The 21812-nt window shown below is 61.9% G+C and carries 17 protein-coding genes; 10 read left to right on the top strand and 7 right to left on the bottom strand.

The genetic code is table 11. The annotated features are described in order from the left end of the window. The first annotated feature begins 3 nt into the window (after positions 1 to 3). The 4 genes from KF841_14445 (at position 4) to KF841_14430 (ending at position 4604) form a co-directional block, all read left to right on the top strand. The gene (locus KF841_14445) at positions 4 to 795 is read left to right on the top strand and encodes a hypothetical protein (GenBank protein MBX3396558.1); all 792 of its coding nucleotides are present in this window, start codon (positions 4 to 6) and stop codon (positions 793 to 795) included. Beyond that, complete coding sequence (locus KF841_14440) at positions 795 to 2534, top strand: hypothetical protein (protein MBX3396557.1); 1740 nt, start codon at positions 795 to 797, stop codon at positions 2532 to 2534. The genes KF841_14445 and KF841_14440 overlap by 1 nt, the downstream gene beginning before the upstream one ends. 45 nt (positions 2535 to 2579) lie before the next feature. Further along, positions 2580 to 3761: a glycosyltransferase family 4 protein gene (locus KF841_14435; protein MBX3396556.1), complete on the top strand. Its 1182-nt coding sequence runs from the start codon at positions 2580 to 2582 to the stop codon at positions 3759 to 3761. A 69-nt stretch (positions 3762 to 3830) separates the two neighbouring features. After that, a complete protein-coding gene (locus KF841_14430; protein MBX3396555.1) occupies positions 3831 to 4604 on the top strand; it encodes a polysaccharide deacetylase family protein in 774 nt (257 codons plus the stop codon). 25 nt (positions 4605 to 4629) lie between these two features. On the opposite strand, the gene KF841_14425 is transcribed toward KF841_14430, so the two are convergent. The 3 genes from KF841_14425 to KF841_14415 are packed head-to-tail and all read right to left on the bottom strand — an operon-like array spanning position 4630 to position 8253. Beyond that, positions 4630 to 6111 (bottom strand): sugar ABC transporter ATP-binding protein, encoded by a 1482-nt coding sequence (locus KF841_14425; protein ID MBX3396554.1) that lies wholly within the window; start codon positions 6109 to 6111, stop codon positions 4630 to 4632. 49 nt (positions 6112 to 6160) lie between these two features. Further along, entirely contained in the window at positions 6161 to 7156 is a 996-nt protein-coding gene (locus tag KF841_14420) for a substrate-binding domain-containing protein (protein MBX3396553.1), read from the bottom strand. 50 nt (positions 7157 to 7206) lie between these two features. Then, a complete protein-coding gene (locus tag KF841_14415) occupies positions 7207 to 8253 on the bottom strand; it encodes an ABC transporter permease (GenBank protein MBX3396552.1) in 1047 nt (348 codons plus the stop codon). 149 nt (positions 8254 to 8402) lie between these two features. Here KF841_14415 and KF841_14410 point away from each other — a divergent pair, with 149 nt between their 5' ends. From KF841_14410 to KF841_14400, 3 genes are all read left to right on the top strand, one after another. After that, positions 8403 to 11336: a hypothetical protein gene (locus tag KF841_14410; protein MBX3396551.1), complete on the top strand. Its 2934-nt coding sequence runs from the start codon at positions 8403 to 8405 to the stop codon at positions 11334 to 11336. Positions 11337 to 11487: 151 nt separating this feature from the next. Further along, entirely contained in the window at positions 11488 to 12093 is a 606-nt protein-coding gene (locus KF841_14405) for a hypothetical protein (GenBank protein ID MBX3396550.1), read from the top strand. Positions 12094 to 12102: 9 nt separating this feature from the next. Beyond that, positions 12103 to 13680 carry a PQQ-like beta-propeller repeat protein gene (locus KF841_14400; protein MBX3396549.1) on the top strand — a complete coding sequence of 526 codons (1578 nt, stop codon included), beginning with the start codon at positions 12103 to 12105 and terminating at the stop codon, positions 13678 to 13680. Positions 13681 to 13698: 18 nt separating this feature from the next. Here the strand turns inward: KF841_14400 and KF841_14395 are convergent, their stop codons facing one another. After that, on the bottom strand, positions 13699 to 15024 hold the full coding sequence (locus KF841_14395) for a glycosyltransferase (protein MBX3396548.1): 1326 nt from the start codon (positions 15022 to 15024) through the stop codon (positions 13699 to 13701). Positions 15025 to 15114: 90 nt separating this feature from the next. Between KF841_14395 and KF841_14390 the strand changes: the two genes are divergently transcribed. The 3 genes from KF841_14390 to KF841_14380 all read left to right on the top strand — a co-directional run bounded on the left by KF841_14390 (position 15115) and on the right by KF841_14380 (position 19453). Next, on the top strand, positions 15115 to 16443 hold the full coding sequence (locus tag KF841_14390; protein ID MBX3396547.1) for a glycosyltransferase: 1329 nt from the start codon (positions 15115 to 15117) through the stop codon (positions 16441 to 16443). A 76-nt stretch (positions 16444 to 16519) separates the two neighbouring features. Beyond that, positions 16520 to 18526: an asparagine synthase (glutamine-hydrolyzing) gene (asnB, locus tag KF841_14385; protein ID MBX3396546.1), complete on the top strand. Its 2007-nt coding sequence runs from the start codon at positions 16520 to 16522 to the stop codon at positions 18524 to 18526. Between the two features lie 282 nt (positions 18527 to 18808). Continuing rightward, complete coding sequence (locus KF841_14380; protein MBX3396545.1) at positions 18809 to 19453, top strand: superoxide dismutase; 645 nt, start codon at positions 18809 to 18811, stop codon at positions 19451 to 19453. Positions 19454 to 19474: 21 nt separating this feature from the next. On the opposite strand, the gene KF841_14375 is transcribed toward KF841_14380, so the two are convergent. The 3 genes from KF841_14375 to KF841_14365 form a co-directional block, all read right to left on the bottom strand. After that, entirely contained in the window at positions 19475 to 20740 is a 1266-nt protein-coding gene (locus KF841_14375) for a hypothetical protein (protein MBX3396544.1), read from the bottom strand. Positions 20741 to 20963: 223 nt separating this feature from the next. Beyond that, positions 20964 to 21302 carry a hypothetical protein gene (locus tag KF841_14370; protein ID MBX3396543.1) on the bottom strand — a complete coding sequence of 113 codons (339 nt, stop codon included), beginning with the start codon at positions 21300 to 21302 and terminating at the stop codon, positions 20964 to 20966. After that, positions 21299 to 21769, bottom strand: a complete 471-nt coding sequence (locus tag KF841_14365; GenBank protein MBX3396542.1) for a hypothetical protein — start codon at positions 21767 to 21769, stop codon at positions 21299 to 21301. Before KF841_14365 ends, KF841_14370 begins: the two co-directional genes overlap by 4 nt. Positions 21770 to 21812: the final 43 nt, after the last annotated feature.

The raw sequence follows: 21812 nt of genomic DNA, 5'->3' as shown, positions 1-21812 counted from the left end.
CAGATGGGCGAACGACTCGATATTCTCGAAGCAGACATGATACCCCTCCTTGAACGATTGTCACTGCGGACACTCGATGATTTTGTTTCAGGCGTCGTGGGGACGGTTGTCGCCGAGCGGGGATCGGCGCAGACACGGAAGATCACATTGGATGGCGCGGCAGGCGAGTGTTATCTGAAAGTCTATCGGGATCCGCGGCCGGGATGGCGTTCGATTGTCATGCGTGATCGTTGCCGTACTGAAGCGAGGAACTATTCGGTCTTGCGCGAGCGTTGCGGGGAAGTGGTGCCGCGTGTGATTGCAACGGGTCGGCGCCGGCGATCAGGCCGGCTTTGCGAGTGTTTCATTCTCACCCATGGCGTTCCGAATTCGGTTCCGCTGGACCAGTGGCTTGATCGTCTTGCGTCCGAGGGCGGCGTTGCAGCCGCGTCGAAGCGAAAATTGGCGCTGGCGAATCTGGCCGATCTGATCGCGCGGATGCACGCGGCGGGCTTCTTCCATGTTGATCTGCAATTGCGTAACGTGCTCGTGTCGGACTCGGGAGATGCGGCGCCGAGGTTTTATCTCATCGACTCGTCCCGTGGTGGACCGCGCGGCTGGCGTATCGGCCGCGAATACGGTCGATTTCGAGATCTGTCGAGCCTGCACAAGGGCGCGTCGGGTCGCGTGTCCGAGCGAGAGGAGCTGCGCTGGCTGCTGCGATATCGGGGTGCACGGCGATTGAGCGTTGCCGATCGCGCCCTGGTCACTGCGATCCTGGCGGACCGCCGCAAGAAAGATCACAAACCGGCCTGATGACAATTCGACTTGAAATTGAGCCGGCCTATCGTGACGCGCTCGCGACCGCGGGGTATCGCACATTTGACGATTTCATGAATGCGCCCGCGGGGCCGGCGGTCAGCCGCCATCGGCATCGCGAGACCGTTCCGCTGGAACTGGCGGTCAACGGACAGCGTGTCCGCTTCTATCTGAAGCGCGTGTTTTGCGTGCCGCCGTCGCATGTCATCAGGCCGATGTTGCGATTTCGAAGACCGGTGTCCCAGCCGATGCACGAGTGGGCGGTTTGTGATGAATGGCGCGCGGCCGGGCTGCCTGCGATGCAACGGGTGGCTGCTGGCGAACGCCGGCAATTCGGTGTTCCCGTGCAGGCTTTCCTTCTGGTGGAGTCATCGCCTGTTCGGACAACTTTGGAGGAGTGGATCGTTCCGGGGTTTCCTCGGCCGATGGAGTTGAACGCCGCGCATCGACAGGACCTGTTTCGCAGTCTGGGTGAACTGGTCCGCCGAATCGTGACCGCCGGCTACGACTGGCCGGACTTCGATCCGAAGCACATCTTCGCGGAGCCGGCGCACGGTTCGCAGACTGACGAGAGCGCGTGCGACTGGCGTTTTTGCCTGATCGACCTGGAGCGAGTCCGCCGGTTGCGCCCCGCGGGGGACGTTGCGGCATGGCAGCGGTCAGTGACGATGGCGACGCTTTGCACGTTGATCGATGGTGGCAGACCGATGGCACTGAATGGCGACGATCATCACACGATCTTCAAGGCGGCCGGCATCGATCCGGCTCAGGCGCCGTTGACCGACTTTCTGGTGCGGCGTCTGTTCGGCGGGCTCCCGCGGCTGCCGGACGGCTATGTGCATCCGCGCCGGGTTCACCATGCGCGGAACTGCAACATGACTGTTGACGAACGTTTCATCGATCGGATGTCGGCTGCGGCGCTGGATTCATTGGATGCCGTTTTCAGGCTCGACGCGGGACAGGCGCTTTCCAAGCCCGGCCTCGCAACGCATCGAGACCGCGTGCGGCTCTCGATGCCCGCGGCTGACGGCGCATTGCGAACGGTTTATTTGAAACGCTATCGTCATCCGCCCTTTGGCGAACAGCTTCGCCGGATTATCGAGACGCGCGGATTCAGGCGGAGTTCCGCCCGGCGCGAAGCGCGTTTCGCGCGGATTCTCCTGGGCCTGGGAATCCCGACGATGACGACCATCGCTGAGGGTCAGGAGATGCGCGGCGGCTTCGAACGTCGCAGTTTTCTCATTACGGACACGGTGCCGGGTCTTTCGCTTGAAAAACTGGCCGATAGTCTGAGGCCGGGTGGGGGTGGCCGAATCTCGCCGAAAGATCGATTTGAGATCATTCGCCAGTTGGCACTGGTCGTCAGCCGGCTGCATTTGAACAGGTTGTACCATCGTGACCTGTATCTGTGCCACGTATTCGTCGATCGCACCGGGCAAGGGGGCATCGTGCTCTATCTGATCGACCTGGCCCGAATGATTGAGCGACCCTTGATGGACGATCGGTGGGTCGTGAAGGACCTGGCGGCGATGGACTACAGCTCGCCGCCGGAAGTGGTCACTCGTGCCGACCGCGTGCGATTTCTGTATCATTACCTGACGGCGTCCGCCGTGCGGAACAGAGAATCCCGACGTGCGTTCGAGCGCCACGCGGCGTTGCGAACTGCCGTGGAGCGCCGGACGAGGCGGACGGCGCATCACGATGTTCGACGACAGGCGCGACATGCGCGTGCGTGAAGGACGGGCAGCACAGTCGCGGCCGCGAGTCGAATCGGAGCTGACGTGAAAATCGGCGTGGTCATCGAGCGAATGGAGGCATGGCGTGGCGGCGCGGAGACATCCACGCTGGAGCTTTGCCGATTGCTTCGTGAGCGCGACCATGATGTGCACGTCATTACGGCGACCAATGCGCAGTCGTCGCCTGACATTACGATCCACACGATCAACGCGCCGTCGCTGCTGGCATCCCGCCGGCCGATCGTTTTCGCAAAACGGGCCGCGGCTTATGTGCGTAAACACGGCTTTGACATCGTTCATGCGATCGCACCGATGCCGGAGGCCGACGTGTACCAGCCGCGCGGGGGCCTGCTGGTCGAGACGATGTCCCGGAACGTGTTCACGCGGCCGACGGCTTCGCGCCGTCTGCTGAAGCGCGCCCTGCTGGCGTTGAACGTGAAGCAGCGGACCATGCTCGAACTGGAGCGCCGGGTGTTTCGGGCGGGCGGGCCGTTGATCGCCTGCGTGTCCAACTACGTCGCGCGTCAGTGCGAGACGTATTACAACGTCCTGCCGCCGAGAGCGCGGGTGATATTCAACGGCGTTTGTCCCACCCTGCCCGATGATGCCGAGCGAGCGCGTCTGCGCGCGGAGGTTCGCGGCGAGCTGGGCGTTTCGGATGACACGCTGCTACTGCTCTTCCTTGCCCATAACTTCAGGCTCAAAGGTCTGTATCCGCTGATCGAGACGATGTCGCGGCTGCAGGTGGGGGGGCGGCACAACGTTCGCCTACTGGTCGTGGGACGGGACAACATCGTGCCTTTTCAACGCAGGATCGATGCCTGCGGCTTGCAGCAGTCGGTGACCTTTCTCGGACCGTCGCAGCGGGCGGCCGCACTTTTTTGCGCGAGCGATGTGTGCGTTCATCCGACCTATTACGATCCGTGCAGCCGCGTGGTGCTGGAGTCGCTGTATTTCGGCGTCCCCGCGATCACGACGGCCTTCAACGGCGCGTCGGAGGTGATTCGCGATGGATGCGAGGGATTCGTGATCCAGACGCCGGACGACACCGGGATGTGGGCGCGTCGAATCACCGATCTGATGTCGCCCGCTCTTCGTCAGCGCATGTCGGAGAGTGCGCTGCTGTTGCGGGAGCGCATTCACATGCGTCGGCATGTGTCAGAGTTGGAAGCGGTCTTTCAGGAAATTGTCAGTCAGAAACGATCGGCCGCGGCCCTGTCGTCGTGAGTCTGCAAATCGGCGTGGCCGGCGAGAGTGCGTTGTATCGTTTCGTTGTTCTTTCAGGAGTCCGTGGGATTGTTCGGGAAACTCTTCAGCCGGTTCAGGAAAAGCGCCGCTGAGGCGCCGGCCCACATCGAGTTGCCGATCGATCGCCCTACGATCGGCCTGTGCTTCAATTTTGAGCGCGGCCTGTTGTATGAGAGCGAATACCTGTTTGACGTCGGCATGCAGACCATCCTCAAGACGTTGAAGGACCTGAAAGTCCGCGCGACGTTCAACTGCCCGGCGAAACTTTGCGATGTCGCGCCGGATCATCTCGCGACGATCGCCGATGCCGGTCACGAGATTTCCGTGCTGGGATTCGCGGATGAATCGCCGAAAAGTCTGACTGACGATGCCGTGCGTCAGCTGGTGTTTTCGTGTCGCTCGGCCTTCACGAAGCGGGGCTATCGCCCGATCGGTTTTCGCGCGCCGCGATCTCATTGGGACATGCGTCTGTGCCAGGAGCTTGCGAGGCAGAATTTCAGATACAGCGCGGAGCACGACCACGCAAAGCGACCTTACCTGATCGTCAAAGGTCCGCCCGCGGTCGTGCGGATTCCGACTTACACCGACGATCGGGGCCTGCGCCGCAGCGATGAAACGCGCGACGCCGTGATCTCAAAGCACCTTCGCGTCCTGCGAAAGGCGATGCAGCAGAAACACTTCGCGTCGATCGTGTTCCATCCGTGGATTCTTGCCGAGGACATGGACCGGATGGAGCATTGGCAGACATGGGTGCGGGCGGCAGTCAACGACGGGGCCCGCGTGTGCGCATTGGAGGATGTCCTGCCGCAGCAATATCGGTGACACCTGTTCGGCATCGTGGGGTTTGTCAGGCCGCGCCGGCCATGAGCCGCATGAGATTTTCCTGCGTCGCATCCGCACGAGACAGTTCGCCCGCGATGCGCCCCCCGGTCAACACCAGGATCCGCGCGCTGAGCCGCAGCAGTTCCGGCAACTCGGAGCTGATCAGCAGTACCGCCATCCCGTTGGCTGCCAGTTCATCGATCATCGCGTGAATCTCCGCCTTCGCTCCGATGTCCACGCCGCGTGTCGGCTCATCAAGGATCAGTACGCCGCATCGCCGCGCTAGCCATCGGGCCAGCGCGATCTTCTGCTGGTTCCCGCCCGACAATCCGGCGATGGGTGAATCAATGTCCGGCGCTCTGACTCGCAGCGCTGAGAAGAAGTGAGTCGCCAGCGCGCGTTCGGCTCGGTGATTGATCAGCAGTCGGCCGCCGCCGAGGCACTCCAGCGACGGCAATGACATGTTTTGCTTGCAGGTCATCGACAACACGAGCGCTTGTCGCTTTCGGTCTTCGGGCAGAAGGCCGATGCCCGCGGAAACGGCCTGACGCGGTGAGTTGATGTCAACGGCTCGTCCGTTCAGCAAAATGCGACCGGCGCTGATCGGATCGATCCCGAAGATGGCGCGGGCGACCTCGGTGCGGCCGGCGCCCACCAGCCCCGCAAGACCGACGATCTCGCCTGCGCGCACCTCAAATGACACATCGCGAAACGCGCTGCCGGAAAGATGCTCCAGGCACAAACGGGCTTCTCCGGGCGGCTGCACGGCGTGCCGCGGGCAGTATGCGTCGAAGGGTCTGTCGATCATGTGACGCACGATATCATCGTCGCTTGTATCAGCGGTGCGCACGGTGGTGATGTATCGCCCGTCGCGAAGAATGGTGGCACGGCCGCAAAGCCGTTTGATCTCATCCATGCGGTGGGAGACGTAGAGCATGGTGGCCCCGGCGGACCGAAGGCGCTGCATCAGTTCAAATATGCGTTCGGCATCCGGCTGGGTGAGTGAGCTGGTGGGTTCGTCGAGGACGATGATTCTCGCACCGCGCCCGACAGCGGCCGCGATCTGGACGAGTTGCTCCTGTGCGGTGGATAGCCGATTCATCGGTGTCGTGGGATCGACATCGAGCCCGACCTCGGCGAGCAGTCTTTCGGTTGAGCGGTGCAGGTGTCTTCGCCGGAGCAGACCGCGACGCGCCGGAAGAGCGCCGAGAAAGAGGTTCTCCGCGATCGGCAGATTCGGGCACAACGCGAGTTCCTGATGAACGATGGCGATGCCTGCCGTTGCAGCCTCTCTTGGCGAGCGGAATCGAACCGGTCGGCCGTCAAGGAGAAGGCGGCCACCGTCGGCCGCGAGGATACCGCCGACGATCTTTCCGAGCGTGCTTTTCCCCGCACCGTTTTCGCCCATGATGGCGTGGCACTCGCCGGATTCAACGGCGAAAGAGACGCGGTCAAGCGCGGTGATGCCCGGAAATCGCTTCGTGATGTTGTCGAACTGAAGGAGCACGGGCGCCTCGGCCGTTGCGTGTTACTTCTCGAATCACATTCCGCGGAGTCTATTTGCGCAGCCATTTTCGCCAGTTCCGGGCGTACTCGTCGACATTCTCAAGCGTGACCGGCGTCAGTTGGCCGATGACACGCGTGGCGGGCGGGTCTTTTTTAAAATGCAGCTTGTCGATCAGAATCTCCACGCTCCGATATCCCCATTCGTAGACCTGCTGAGCGATCAGCGTCTGGGCGACGCCGCGGCGGACATATTCAAGTTCCTCCGGCAGCGCATCGACGGCGACAATTTTCACCCTGCCCGGCGGCCATTTCAGAAGCGAATCGGTGAACAGCGGCCATCCACCGACCATCGCCCACGCCGCGATGTCCGGTTGGACCGTCTGCACCTCCTCGACTTTGGCGGTTGCATCTTGCGGCGTCTCGGCGTGGTAATAGACATCGACGATTCGGATGTTCGGATGGTTCGCGGCCTCCTCGCGCACGCCGCGCACGCGGGCCTGAAGGTTCGGCGCTGTCTGATTGCCGGCAAGGACCGCGACCTTGCCGCCGGCCTCGCCCAGCAACTTAGCGGTCTCCTGCATGACGGTACGGCCGCACTCGACGTCGTCGATGCCGAAGTAGCAGAGCCTTTTGCTGGTCGGCGCGTCGGAGTCGAAGCACATGACGACGGTTCCACGATCGACGGCCCGATTGATTGCGAATGCCACGGTTGCGGCATCACTGCAACTGATGGCGATGCCGTCCACGCCCTGCAGTGCCAGTTGCTCGACGTATTCGGCCTGTTTCTGGGCGTCTTCCTCATTGGGCGTGCGCCAATCGATTGTGATCTTCATGCCCAGTTTTTCGCCGATCTCCACGGCCGCATCTTCCGCGCCGACACGGGCGGCCTGGAAAACCTGGTTCCCCTGGCTCTTGGCGATCAGGGCAATCTTGTAGGCGTTTTTTCGCCCGGTGGATGGGTCGCTTGTCGGTGCGGTGTTCTGTGGCTTTGAGTCGCAGGATAATACAGCGAAGGGAATCAGCCACGCGAAAAAATGGACTGGCATCTGTCTCGTATTCATCGAAGGTTCTCCCCGCTTGGTGACGTGCCGGCCTTTCATGCATTGCCGCGCGTCATGCGTCGTTCCATCATTCTTGCGCTGAAGCGGTCCAGCACCACCGCGCAGATTACCACCATGCCGATGATGATCCTGCTGTATTCCTGGTTGATCTGAAATATCACGATGGCCTTTTCGATCAGCTTGATCACCAGCGCACCGAGAAATGCGCCGAATGCGCTGCCGCGGCCGCCCGACAGGCTCGCGCCACCGACGACCGACGCGGCGATCACGTTGAGTTCATATCCAAAGCCGGTATTGGAATTTGCCGAACCATAGTCGCCCAGAAGAATCAGTGCCGCCAGGCCGCCGGTCAGTCCCGACACCGTGTAGACGCCGATCTTGACGCGCTTGACTCGGACGCCGGAATAGAGGCTGGCCAATTCGTTCCCGCCGACGGCATAGACGTGCCGCCCGGCAATGCTGTTGTTCATGAGAAACGCCGCCGCAAGGACGCACGCGATCATGATGAACGCGGGCACGGGGTACAGGCCGCCTATATTCATGCCGACAAAGCCGTGAGTGAGCGATTCGGGAAAATTGCGCAGCGTCTGGCCGCCCGTCATGACAAAGGCGATGCCGCGGTAAATCGCCATGGTGCCGAGCGTGATGATGAAGGGGTGAACGCCGAGTGCCGTGATCATGACTCCATTGGCAAGGCCGCAGACCGCGCCGGTGCCGAGGCAGATCAACACTCCGGCAGGCAGAACCCAGGCCGCCGATGCGCCTGCGGCTTCGCCCGACGGACCAACGGCCTGAAAAAACAGCCCCGCGGTGACGGCCGACAGGCAGTAAACGGATCCGATCGATAGATCGATTCCGCCTGAAATGATGACGAGCGTCGCGCCGATCGCCATGACGGCCCAATAGGCGGTCTCTTTGTAGAGCAGGTCTTGGCTGGCCAGTTGGAGAAACGTGTTAACCCGGACTCCGTCCCGCTCGACCGAACCACCGAAGGCCGCGAGCGCGACATAGAGAATAAAGACGACACACACCAGGCCGGCTTGTTGGGAACGAATCAGATTTTCAATTCGGTTCGCCGCCATGAGTGCTCTTGGTCGCCGCTGCCGGACGTTGACGCCGGCGGACGGATTGTGTCGAACAATTCGGCTCGTGTAAATGAAGTAAAACGTTTAATATGCCGGTTGTCTCTACTGCATCCGTCCATGACACGCTTCTGTTCGGAGGTCGCTCCATGCGCTCCCGGCTGCTCGCTGCGTTTGTAATGGTGATTCTACCGTGCGTCGCTGCCGCACAGGAGTCGGCTTCGCAGCCCGGCGCCGGCGCGATCGTCAACATCGGCCGCGCCCGGTTCACTGCGTTAACACCGTGCCTGATTCGATTGGAGTGGTCCGCGGACGGTCGTTTCGAGGATCGACCGTCGCTGGCATTCATCGACCGCACGCCGGCGGCCGCCTTCGAACACATCGTCGATCCTTCCGGCATGCACGTCCTGAAAACCTCAAGCGTGTCTGTTCGGTATCGCGACAACGGCAAACCCTTCGACAGGCACAATCTGTCGATCACTCAGGTGTTTGAATTCAACAAGCGACCGCACGTTTGGACGCCGGGCACGCCGGACACCGGCAACCTGCTGGGAACCTGTCGAACGCTTGATGGTGTCAATGGCGCGACGCCGCTTGAAAAGGGAATTCTCTCCCGGGACGGCTGGGCAATCGTCGATGATTCAGACAGGCCGGTCTTCGACAAGCTCGACGGCCGGCAATGGTTTGCCGAGCGCGCGGATGCAGCCGCGCTGGATTGGTACTACTTCGGCTATGGGCATGAATACAAAAAAGCGCTCGGCGATTTCACGAAGATCGCCGGGAAAATTCCACTGCCGCCGCGGTTTGTATTCGGAGCGTGGTGGTCGCGTTACTGGGCCTATCGCGATGCGGAACTGCGCGAGCTTGTTGCCGAATTTAAGGCCAATGGGGTGCCGCTCGACGTGCTCGTCATCGACATGGACTGGCACCTCGATGGATGGACCGGTTACACATGGAATTCGCAGTACTTTCCTGATCCGGAGGGCTTTCTCAAGTGGGCTCATCAGCAGGGCTTGAGGGTGACTCTGAATCTGCATCCCGCAGACGGGGTCGGCAAACATGAGAGGGCGTTCCCCGATGTCTGCAAGGCGATGGGCCTCGACCCACAAAAGATCGAGCGCGTGCTGTTCGATTGTACCGATCCGAAATACATGGACGCCTATTTCAAATATCTGCATCATCCCTTGGAGAAGATCGGCGTCGACTTCTGGTGGATGGATTGGCAGCAGGGCACACACACGAAGATCAGAAATCTCGATCCGCTGATCGCGCTGAATCATCTCCACTGGCAGGACATGGTTGACCGCGAAGGGGAAACCGGCAGGAGGCCGCTGATCTTCAGTCGGTGGGGCGGCCTGGGTAACCATCGCTATCAGATCGGCTTTTCCGGTGACACTTTCTGCAACTGGCCTTCGCTCGCATTCCAACCCTACTTCACCGCGACGGCCGGCAATGTGGGCTATGCCTATTGGAGTCACGACATCGGCGGCCACCAGCCGGGGCCGGTCGATCCGGAGCTGTATGTGCGCTGGATTCAATGGGGCGCCTTGAGTCCCATCCTCCGCACCCACACGACGAAGAATCCGCTGGCCGAGCGACGAATCTGGAAATTCCCGACCGAGTATTTTGAAGCCGCGAGAAAAGCATACCAGTTCCGCTACGAGCTGATCCCCTACATCTACGCGATGGCCCGACGGTGCCACGACACAGGCATTCCTCTCTGCCGGCCGCTTTATTATGAATGGCCGGAGATGGAGGAGTCGTACGCGTGGAAGAACCAATACATGTTTGGTGACGACCTGCTCGTATCGCCCGTTGTGGAGCCAGCCGACCCGATCAGCGGCTGCGCGATGGTTGAGGTGTGGCTTCCGCCCGGGAAATGGGTGAACTGGTTTACAGGCCGGCGGTATGAAGGCCCTGCGACCGCGCGGTTGATTGTCCCGCTTGACGAAATCCCGCTCTTCGCCCGGGCCGGAGCGAAGATTCCGCTCGGCGATCGCATGTCAAAAGGTGGCGACGACGACCCGAGGCCGATCCGCGCACGTGAATTCGACCTCAGTAGTGCGACCGCGGCGGATAAGGATGAATCCGCATACCTGTCGCTCCTGGCGGAGATTGAATCACGTCTGGGACCCGATCCGGCGCAGCCTGAGGGCGGCCTCGACACCCGGACGTGGAATCTCGTCACTCGGTTTCTTGAATCCGATGAAGACACCCGGATCAAACAACGACTGATGACTCGGCTGCTGGGCATCTACCGACGAATGAAATACACACCATCCAAAGGGCCGGACGAGCCGGATACCGTGACAGTCGAATGGGAATTGACCCGCGGTCAACTCGGCCTCGGTAACTGGACCGCGGAGGTCGCATTCTTGCAGGGCGATCGTTCTATCCAACCGCTCAAGGCCGTGTCCGGACGAACATCCGGCGGCGGCTTGTCGTCGGTCGTCTTTCCGATCGAACCCATCACGCAGACAACGGTCCTCGAAGGGCGGCTGACGCTCCGCAACAAGGCCCGCAGTCTTACACTGCCATTGACCCAGACACTTCTGCCCTCCATCGGCGCCTGGCAGATCCTCGGTCCTTTCGATGTGCCTTTCGCCAAATCCTTTGACACCCAACTCCCCCCGGACGAGAAAATCGACCTCGCCGCCGAATACGAGGGAAGGGATGGCCGAAAGATCAAGTGGCAACTCGTCGAGCGCCGGATCACCCCCGAGTCCAACCTTGCCGACGAATTCTTCATCGACTTCGACGATGTCTTCGGCGGCCGGGTGTATGAGAGTGTGGCCTATGCACTGACCTACCTCGACGCCCCCGAAGACATGGACGCCGTCCTCGCCATCGGCACCGATGATGGCGCCATCGTGCGCTTTAATGGTGAAGAAGTCCTCCGCGTAAATGTCGGCCGGCCATACACATCAAAGCAGGACCGCGTGCCGGTGAGACTGAAGAAAGGTGAAAACGAACTGTTCCTGAAAATCAACCAGGGCGGCGGCGACTGGGGTTTCTGTGTCCACGTCGAATCACCGGACGGAAACCCGCTGCCGGCAATACGTGCGACAGCGAAGCGATCCTGATTGCTCAACGGGTTTCAGACGCCGACCTGGTGCCACGGGCGACGCTTGAATCGCCAGATGGTACTAAATAAACTATTAAGCTGACCGGCGCCGGAGTGCCGAGAGTGGCTTCTTGTATCAGCACTGGATATTGAATCTGGAGTGATTCTATATGACGACGATTCGTCCATCTTCTCGTCTGCATATTTGGAGTGTTTCGGTTGTTGTGATCACGGGTGCGTATTTTGCGAACGATCTGTTTGCGGCATTCGACATCCCGGATTCCTGTCGCGCTGGAAAAGGAACATACACCGGCGCATTGTCCGGCGAGGTCACCTACTCGACATGCCTTCAGGACGGCATTGAGAAGATCAGCCTCCGATTCGCCGGAGAGTTTGCGGGCGAAGTAGGCTTTGCCGGCACTCCGGCGACGATTTATGCGAATCGCACTCCGTCGGACAGCGGGGCCATCACCATTGATAGCTCCTCTTCAAGACGACGCGCCAGAATCATTGCACAATTCGGCTCCTGCGGAATCACCGGCTCCTGGGAGATCATCGATCCCGACACCGACGAAGTCCTCTTCTCCGGAGACTTCGACGCCACAGGCACCGGGGCTGGCATCAATTGTGATCCGCAGGCAAATGCCGGCGGCAGCACCGGTGGCGGGTCCGGCGTTTGCGGCGCATTGGGTGGAAGCATGACGCTTACGGTCGTGTCAATGGCGATGACTATCTTCTGCGCCCCCCTCCGCCGACGGTTTCGGTCGCGACTATAATGCGGCCGAATGACTGAAGAATGCCCCGCTGCTTCCAGTACCTTGCCGGATCTCCCTGCCCCGCGCGAATCGCGCTGGTGGCTATCGATTCCGATGGTCAGCATGGCGCTGATCCTGCTTTACCCGGTCGGTCTCGTTGCGCTCATCCGCCGCCGCAGCCGCCGCCGCTGGACAAAAGTTCTGGCGGCATTGGCCGCGCTGCCGGTATTCGTGCTCGTGATGCTTGTCTCATTACAGCGTTACTGGGAATTCGACGGCGGCATGTCATTGGCCGGGTTCCGCCTGGATTTCTCAAAGGGCTCCGCGCAGTTTGAACGCGTCGAATCGCATCGCCGACATCAACCGTCGCCGGCAAGTGAAATGGGCGTCTCAAACTCCGGGGTGAATTCCGCCGTCGAGGCAGTCGATCTTGCCGCATTATCCTGGCCGGCGTTTCGCGGCGAATATCGTGACGGCGTTGTTCGCGACGGCACGGTGATTTCGCTGGACTGGCGGAAAGATCCGCCCAGGGAGCGATGGCGACAGCCCGTCGGTGAGGGCTATGCTTCCTTCGTGCTCGGCGGCGGCCGGCTCTACACCATCGAACAGCGCCGCGATCAGGAAGTCATCGCGTGCTACCTCGCCGACACCGGCCGCGAGTTGTGGACGCAAGGTTACGACGCCTACTTCAAAGAGCAACTCGGCGGCGACGGACCACGGGCCACCCCCACGCTCGACGCAGACCGCCTCTACGCGCTCGGCGCAGCCGGACAACTGACCTGTCTCGACATCGCCGATGGCCGAATCGTCTGGACGCGAAACATTCTGACCGGCTTCGGCGCCGAGAACCTGCAGTGGGGCATGAGCGCGTCACCCCTGATCGACGGTGAGCGACTCATCGTCACCAATTCCGGGGCCGGCGGCGGCTCCATCATGGCCTATCGGAAAGCGGATGGAACGCTGATCTGGCAATCCGAAATGGGCAAACAGGGCTACTCATCGCCGATCGTCGCAACGCTCCTCGGGCGCCCGATGGTGCTCAACTTTGCCGCGTTTGAACTCAACGGCCTCGATCCGCAGACAGGCACGCGCCTCTGGTCGTTCCCGTGGGCGACCGGAATGGGCATTACCTGCTCCCAGCCGATCGTTGTTGATGATGCACATGTGTTCATTTCTCTCGGCTATGGAATCGGCAGCGCGATGGTGGAGTTGACACAGGCCAATGGAAAAATCACCGCACGCCCGAAATGGACCAGCACACGGCTGAAGAACAAGTTCACCTCCTCCGTCATTCACGATGGTGCAATCTACGGCCTCGACGAAACGGTCATGGCGTGTCTTGATCTTGACACTGGAAAGCTCAACTGGAAGGGAGGACGCTACGGCTACGGATCCGTTCTGCTCGTCGGCGATCATCTGCTCGTTTTCGGCGAATATGGCGAACTCGCGCTGGTCCAGGCGACTCCGACGGAACACCGCGAGATCGGCCGAATCCGGATTCTCGAAGGAAAGTCGTGGAACAACGCCGCCCTCGCCGGAGGCCTGCTCTTCGCGAGAAACCACAAGGACATGGTCTGCTATGACCTTCGTCCCGCCGCACAGCGCTGAGCCAATCGCCGCGCGGGCTCACCCTTCCAACGCAGCTTCAAGCGATTCGGCCAGCCGCGCGGTCAGGGCGGCACGGCTGAACTCGCGAAACGATGCGTCCAGCTCCATCGCCGGTGCGGGACGCCCTGCCCGATAGGCGCGAATCCGCGTGATCTGCTCCGCGATCCGGTCCGCGTCGCTAATCGGCGCGAAGAACGCACGATCCGGCACGAAACGCTCTAATATCGCTCGATCGTTGCTGCCGGGTTCCTCTTCCAGACATAGAACCGGCAAGCCCGATTGCAGATACTCGAACAGCTTCGCACTGGCGCCCCAGTGGCCGACATAGGCGCCAGTCAGCAGCAACAGCGCGTCGGCCGCTTGCATCTCGCGAAGCGCCCCGTTTCTCGGCAGAAGCCCGGTCGTTTCAACGAGCCTGTTCAATCCGAGTGATGCGACATAGTCGTGCGAAAGATTGCCGACGAATCGAAAGAGAATGTTGGACAGTCGCGGGTCGTCCGCGACACGCTTGAGCGCCGCCAGAAACAGCTCCGGACGATTTCGGGCGATCACCGTCCCGACATGCGCGATCACCAGTCGATCGTCAGGGTCACGGCGCATCGGCTCCGGCGCCGCTGCCCCGCCGCGTGTCGCACCATCGCGCGAGCTCACTTCGTAGCCGTTCGGAATCACAATCACCTTCGCCCGCGGGATACCCTGTTCCTGCGCGATCGCATCCGCCATCGGTTCCGATACCGCAACGATTCGATCCGCCCGGGCGACCGCCAGGCGCTCCAGCCGCTCATGTCGTCGCCGCGCAAGCTCGAATCGGGGTTCATAGCCGCCCGGACCAAACCACCGATCGCGATAGTCCAGGACAAACTTCGCGGGGGACTCAATTCGCAACGCGGCCCATACCGTGCTCGCCGGCGGAAATGTCGCAAACACGACATCAAAGGAGATGGACCGCGCCAGTTCCGCCCCGGTTGCGGCGGCGCGCCGTGCCCAGCGCCCGAAACGATCCGGGAAGATCAACTCTCGCGCCAGACGCTTCCATTTCGGAGGTTTCACCCGCGGATCAAAGTCGCCAAAGGGTCGATCGCTTCCCCGCGGGTCTTCGACCGCGTGCAGCGTGACCCCCGGCGCGGAAACGTCGAACGCGGTATTTCGATCAGCCTCGGCTTCGGCAACCGCCGCGCCAACACCGCCCGTGCGGACAGCCGTCAATACGTGGACATCCCAGCCATGTGCCGGCAGATACTGTGCGAGACCTGCGATCCGCTCGGCTGCTGCGCCGACCTCCGGCGGAAACCAATAGGAGACAATCAGGATGCGCCGTCTTGCAACTGGCAGGGTGTCGCTCACGATTCAGCATTTAACGGTTTGTGACCCCGCGCGTCTATTGGTATCGTGATCCCCGACGCGGAATGCCCAGACTCAGCCGATTGGACAGCCATGGCGGATCTTTCCGGCCTGCATCTTGTCATTGTCCCAGCCTGGTGGCCGTCACCCGAACAGCCGTCGGCCGGCATTTTCTTTCGCGACTACGCACTGGCCTTTGCCGATTCCGGCGCGCGCGTGGGCGTCGTCTATCCGGACCTGGTCAGCCTGCGACATGTGCTTGGTCGGTCGAGCGGTGAGAGCGCGTCGCCGTCCGGTTCGGCGAAATCGCCAAGGGCGCCGCTCGTGCCGCATGTTGAACAGGAGTCTCTGCGAGACGATATCCCGGTGATTCGCATCCGAGGACTGCATACCGCGCTGGGCCAGCCGCGACTTCAGATGTGGCGCTTTCGGGCATGGCTTCGCCGCGGATTGGAGGCCTATCGAAGCCTGCATGGTAATCCGGAAATATTGCATGCGATGTGCTCGATTCCGGCGGGTTGGGCCTGCACCGCCCTTTCGGATGCCATCTCCCGGCGCGTCGTCATTACGGAGCACTTCGGTCCGTTCGCCGCCCTGATGAACCGGCGCGCCGGCGAGCCCTTCGTCCGAGAGGCCATCACGCGAAGTGCCGCCATCGTGACGGTCAGCGAGTTCAACCGCGACGAAATGGGACGCTACGGCTTGGGCCGCGAGATCGCGGTCTGCGGCAATCCCGTCGCTCGTGAGTTTCTTGAGGCGCAGCGGCCAGCGTCCGCGATTCCCGATACAACATATCGACCGCCGCGCGCACTGCGGGCGCTGTTTGTTGGTCGCCTCACCGAGGAAAAGGGCGTGCGCGAACTGGTCCACGCCGCAATTGAGGTCGGCACAACCGCGCCGATCGAGTGGCGATTTCTCGGCAGTGGGCCGCTCGGCCCGCACATTCGGAAATCATTCGAAGCGGCCGCTTTGTCCGGGCGGTCGCCTTCGGCGGCATGCGTCGACGCGCTCGCAGCGAGCATGCCGCTCACGGCGACGTGCCGCCTGCTCGGCGAGGTGTCCCGCGAGCGTGTCCGCGACGAAATGCTCAACGCGGATTTTCTTGTGATCCCCAGTCACGGTGAGACATTCGGGATGGCCGTCGCAGAGGCGCTGTGCGTCGGGTTGCCGGTCATCGTCACGCGCGGGACGGCCTGCGAGCGGTTCGTGAACGAAACCAACGGCCTGCATGTGGCGATGCGGGACGTCGACGGGTTGCGGACGGCGATCGACCGGATGGCGCGTACGATCGACAGCTACGATCGCGAACGCATCGCGGAAGCCGCGCGTGTCCGATTCGCTCCGCAGTCGGTTGCCGCATTTTATGGCACGATCTTCCGAAGGCTCGTCGAATCGCCGCCGAGTGGGCATCCCTCCGCTTGATCAATGCCCGGGTCGATCCGTCTGATCGATGCGCCTGCTTTGACATTTCGGCCTTCCGCCGTTTCGCTATCGATCCATGTGTGGAATCGCGGGAATCCTGCTGAGCGAAATGAACCCGGCCGCCCCCGGCTGGCTGACCACGATGACGCAGGCATTGCACCATCGCGGGCCGGACGACGGCGGCGCCGTCGTTTTTGGCCAGAATGGCTCTCCGGCCGTCGCCCGCGTACTGGGCGGTCCGGCTGACACGGTGGACTGGCAGTATCTACCCACAAAGCTGGGGCTGGGCGCCCGAAGACTCGCGATCGTCGACCTGACACCTGCAGGGCATCAGCCGATGTCCACGGCCGACGGCGGAACCTGGCTTGTCTTCAATGGCGAGATATACAACCACGCGGCGCTGCGCGAGGAATTAACGGCACGCGGCATGACCTTCGCCGGTCATTGCGACACCGAAGTGCTTCTGGCCGCGTACCGCGCGTGGGGGCCGGATTGCTTCAAGCGGCTCGACGGCATGTGGGCTGTCGCAATCGTCGACTGGTTCGCCGGGCGATTGGTGCTCTCGCGCGATCGCTTCGGCATCAAGCCGCTTCACCTTGCGAAGTTCGATTACGGAATCGCCTTTTCATCTGAGATTCTGCCGCTGCTGAACCTTCCCGGTGCGCGCCGCGGCGTGAACGAAGCCCGTCTGCGGGATTTTCTTTACGATGGCCGCATCGATCACACGGATCAGACGCTCTTCGATGGAGTCGGCTCCCTGCCGCCTGGTTGTTACATCGAATTGGACGTACGTGCCCGGGGGGCGATCGATGGCCGTGGGACGACTCATCGCTATTGGCGGGCGGACTACGCGGAACATCCGGGGGTCTGCGATGAGACGATCCACGCCGAGATTCGCGACACGCTATCGCAATCGGTCCGCAGCCACCTTCAAGGCGATGCCCCCATCGGCACCTGTTTGTCGGGCGGCATCGACAGCTCTTCAATTGTCTGCCTGCTTCACCGGATGCGCGCGGACCGGTCGTTGACCGACGCACCCCTGACCCAGCACGCCTTCACTGCGGCATTGCCGGGCGATGCGCTCGATGAACGGGGCTATGCCGACAGGGTCGTCGCGGCCTGTGAAGGTCTCGATTCGCACGTTGTGACTCCCTCCCCGGAGGGGTTGATCGAAGCGATGCCGTCGCTCCTGCGGCACCAGGAACAGCCGTTCGCGCTGCCGAATGTGTACATGCAATGGGAGATCATGCGCTCGGCCCGTTCCGCGGGCATCAAGGTTCTGCTCGACGGGCAAGGCGGCGATGAAATCTTCTGCGGATACGAAGGGCACATTCCGGCGTTCCTTGCGCATCTCGTCGCTCAGGGGCGCTGGTCCGATTTCTTTCGCGAAATGCGCGCTGCGAGGCGGATGCACTTCGCCGAAGGCGGGTTATGGCCGCATGTGATCGCCGCGATGCTGTCCGATCGTCGTCGGGACGATTGGCGGCGGCGAAAGCTTGCGCGGCGTCAACCGTGGCTTTCCACGGAGTTGCTGGACGTGGAGGAGCCGGAAGGAATATGCGACGAAATTGGGATCCAGGCGCCGCCTGCCGACGACCCGCCGGAGGGCACGCCCGCCGTTCTGCGGCGCGCATGGAGCATTTTTCGGCGCGAGAGCCTGCCGGCGCTGCTTCGATTCGAGGATCGCAGTTCGTCGGCATTCTCGCTTGAGGCGCGTGTGCCGTTTCTGTCGCGCGCGATGGTCGAACTGGCGATGTCCATTCCGATGGAGTCGAAGATACGCGATGGTGTGCTCAAGGCGCCCCTTCGGTCCGCCATGAGGACGATCGTGCCCGATGCCGTCCTCGACCGCACTGACAAACTGGGATTTTCGGTGCCGATCGTCTCCTGGATGCGCGGCGGCCTGCGCGCGTGGTGGAGCGATCTGGTCGCTTCTCGCAGCTTCGCCGATCGGGGCTGCTTCGATGTGAAAAAACTCAAGTTGCTCACTACCAGACTCGATGCCGGCGATTCGTTCGCCGCGCGAAGCCTCTGGCGGGCCGCACTCGTCGAGCACTGGGCGGGAATTTTTCTCGACGGCTGATCCGCTTCGGCATTTCAGGAATTCGCGATTAGAATCTGAATGTCGGCGCCGGAACATTGTCGCGGCTTGCGGCAATTTTCTGATCGTCGCATGATGTTTCGTATGCGTTCTCCAATGCAACCCTACTCACGAAAGGAGAATTTTGTGTCAACTCGCCGCGAATTTCTCAACGAAGTCACTGCACTGACAGGCCTCACCGCGGCTGCAAGCCTCGCGATGCTGCCCGATTCGCTCTTCGGCCCGGAGACGGCCGCCGCACTCCAGCCCGATGCCCGCCGTCGAATGCCGGAGCCTGCTCACTCCAGCGAGTTCACGCTGCCCCCGCTGCCCTATCCACCGGATGCGCTCGAGCCGTTCATTGATACCGAAACAATGCGGATTCATCACGGTCGACATCATGCCGCATATGTGGCCGGCCTGAACGCGGCGCTGAAGGGTCTTCGAGAAGCCCGGATGTCCAATGACTATTCAAACATCCAGCAGTTGTCACGATTGCTTGCGTTTCATGCCGGTGGTTACTACAACCACATCATTTTCTGGAACAACATGGCGCCCGCAGGCAAGGGGGACGCGCAGCCCGACAGCCCCCTGTCCCGCGCCTTGGCACGCGATTTCGGCAGTCCGGCCAAGTTCCGAGCGCACTTCAGCGCAGCCGCGGCGGCCGTCGAAGGCAACGGCTGGGCCGTGCTCGGATACCATCCGGCGCTGCGCCGCCTCCTGGTCATGACGTTGATGAACCAGCAGGACCTGGCGACGGTCGGTCTCGTTCCGTTGCTCATGTGCGACGTCTGGGAGCACGCCTACTACCTGAAGTACCAAAATCGCCGCGTTGATTACATCTCTGAATGGTGGAACGTCGTGAACTGGAGGGATGTGTCCGAGCGCTACGAGGCCGCGCTGAGCACGCGCCGCGGCGACCGTCGGTAGGATCCCGCGCCGCCGAACACATCAACGCGAATTCAGCGTCTTCCAGCTGAGCCGGGTCGGATGGCCTTGCTGGTCGAGTTTCAGGATGATCGGCCAGTCCAGTTCCGGCGCGTGCTCGCCCGCGCGCAGTTGGCGGCCGTTACACCAGTGAATCACGATCGCGCCGCCATCCGGCAATTGCCGAAGAATCGTCGCGCGAACGCCGAAGTCCTCACGCGGTTTCAGCGGCGGAACCGGCGGCCGCTTCGTCGGTACGGGCGGCATGAACAGGTCATTGAACTGAACGGGAAGATCAACTTCCCGTCGCGCTCGATAGCGCATGTAGGCCGAGATCGCGTCATCGCCGGGCCAGTTCGCCACGGCGCCGGTGTAAAACGCGCTCGATTGCCTGCGCTGGATCGCGAAATCCTCGCCGATGTTCGGCGTGATGAGCTCACCGGCGGCGCCCGCCACGCTGAAGCGGAACGGAAACGAATAGGCCGCGTCGAATTTCGCGCGGTCCGCGTCCGTCATTTTGTCGCGAATGTCCCGGCCCATGCCGACCAGCACCGGATGCCAGTTGTTGTTGATGTACCAGACGCTGCCGACCATCTGCTCGGGCCAGCCGGATTCGTCGCAATGATCGAGCATGAATTTCAATCCGCGAATCGCCCCGTCATCCGCCATCGGATCGCACGGCAAACCCAGTGCCCGCTTGATCTCGACCAGGCACAGCGACACCTTGCCGTATCGATACGGCCATGCGACGTCGCCGCGCCGCAGCCGGTCCAACTCGCGTGCGAGGACAGGCCGGAGAACGTCGCGGGCTTCGGCGTGCAGGGCGGCGACGCGGGACAGGGTGATGATGACCGGCTCGGGATTCGTCACGAACAACTGATAGTCGCGCTTGTCGGCGGACAGTGCCGACAGTTCTGCACCTGGCCACTGCCCGGCGATTCGGCGGCACGCCGCGAGCAACTCCCGCTCGAACGTCTTGTCACCCGTCAGCGCCTGATAGGTTGCGGCCCAGTGGGCGCACTGCACCGCCTGTTCCATTGTCGCGGCATTCGAAGCGTACCGCGCCGCCCACGAGACCAGCCCCGCCCGGCGATTGGCGATGAATGCCGGTGCGTCCGGGTGCTGCCGCGCGACCGCCAGCGTGTCGCGCGTATAGCGAGGGCCGATACTTGTGATTTGCCCTGCCGCGACAATCGCTTGCGTACTGACGGCGCCGATTCCCGCGATTGCGAGCATGCGGCCGAGCCGACGCATCCCGGGTCGCTGTTTGTTGGTAGGCGTAAGCTTCACTGAGGATTCTCCGGTCACATCGCAATTTAGCATCGAACCTATTCTGAAGCTTGCTCACTGAATCGGACGGCTTGGGCACACCTTGGGTTGTTAGACATTAACATTCTGTAAGAAAATGAGTTGTGAATTCATAGCGCGCGCAGGAAAATCTGGCATAAAGAAAAATGGGGATTTTTCGCGTAAGGCTAGGAAATGGCGTAGGTTACGTTCGGGCGAGATTTTGTCATAAAAGCGGATAATCGGATAAAAAACGGGGGGATTTTGTCACAAAGGCGGATTTGCGCTTTCGCCGCAAGCTGTTTGAAAAATAAGGAGTTACGCGCGGAAATGATAAAACCTGCGCGCATCCGAATGTCCGGCAAATGTCCGGACATTTGCGAAGGGCGAGGCGTTTCGGGCCGGTGCCGTGGTGACCAAGCCGGGCGGCACAAGGGGCCGCGTGGTGTGCATCGCGTTTTTCAAACCGGGCGGCGGAGCGCCGTTGAGCTACCTTGTTCGCACCGACGCGGGCGAAGAAATCTGGTCGGCTCGGTTCACGCGAAGGGCCGGGTGACTGCTTCATAGCGCGGCCTCCTCTTGAGGGATGCGGGGGGCGGCGTCGGCTTCGATCGCGGCGACGGCCGCGAGCAGGCAGTGGATGCCGACCGGGACGAGCTTGGCGTGGTAGAGCGACATCGGGGTGTCATTCGATGCGATCTCGACCCGGCTTCGAAGGATGATCGGACCGGTGTCCGCGCCTTTGTCCGGCCAGAAAATCGAGACGCCGGTGAACGTGTCGCCGGCCTTGATCGCGGCGGCGACGGCGCGCTTGCCGCGGTGCCTCGGCAAGAGCGACGGGTGAAAGCAGATCGACCCGCGCGGGCATGCGCTCAGAACGGCCTCGGAGAGCAGCCGCGAGACGTTGGCCAGGACGAGGAGTTCCGCGCCGGAGCGTCGAAGCGGATCGCCCGCGTTCAGCGCGATCAGGTCGGATGAAACCTGAGCAATGCCGAACGAGGCCGCGGCAGCGGCGAGCGGATCGGCTGTCATCTAGTTCGACGTTGACGAGACTCCAACCACCTCATGACCAAAC

The organism is Phycisphaerae bacterium (assembly GCA_019636475.1).
Taxonomy (GTDB): domain Bacteria; phylum Planctomycetota; class Phycisphaerae; order UBA1845; family UTPLA1; genus JADJRI01.
Note: the sequence above shows the minus strand (reverse complement) of the source record. Positions and strands in the feature narration are given on the sequence as shown.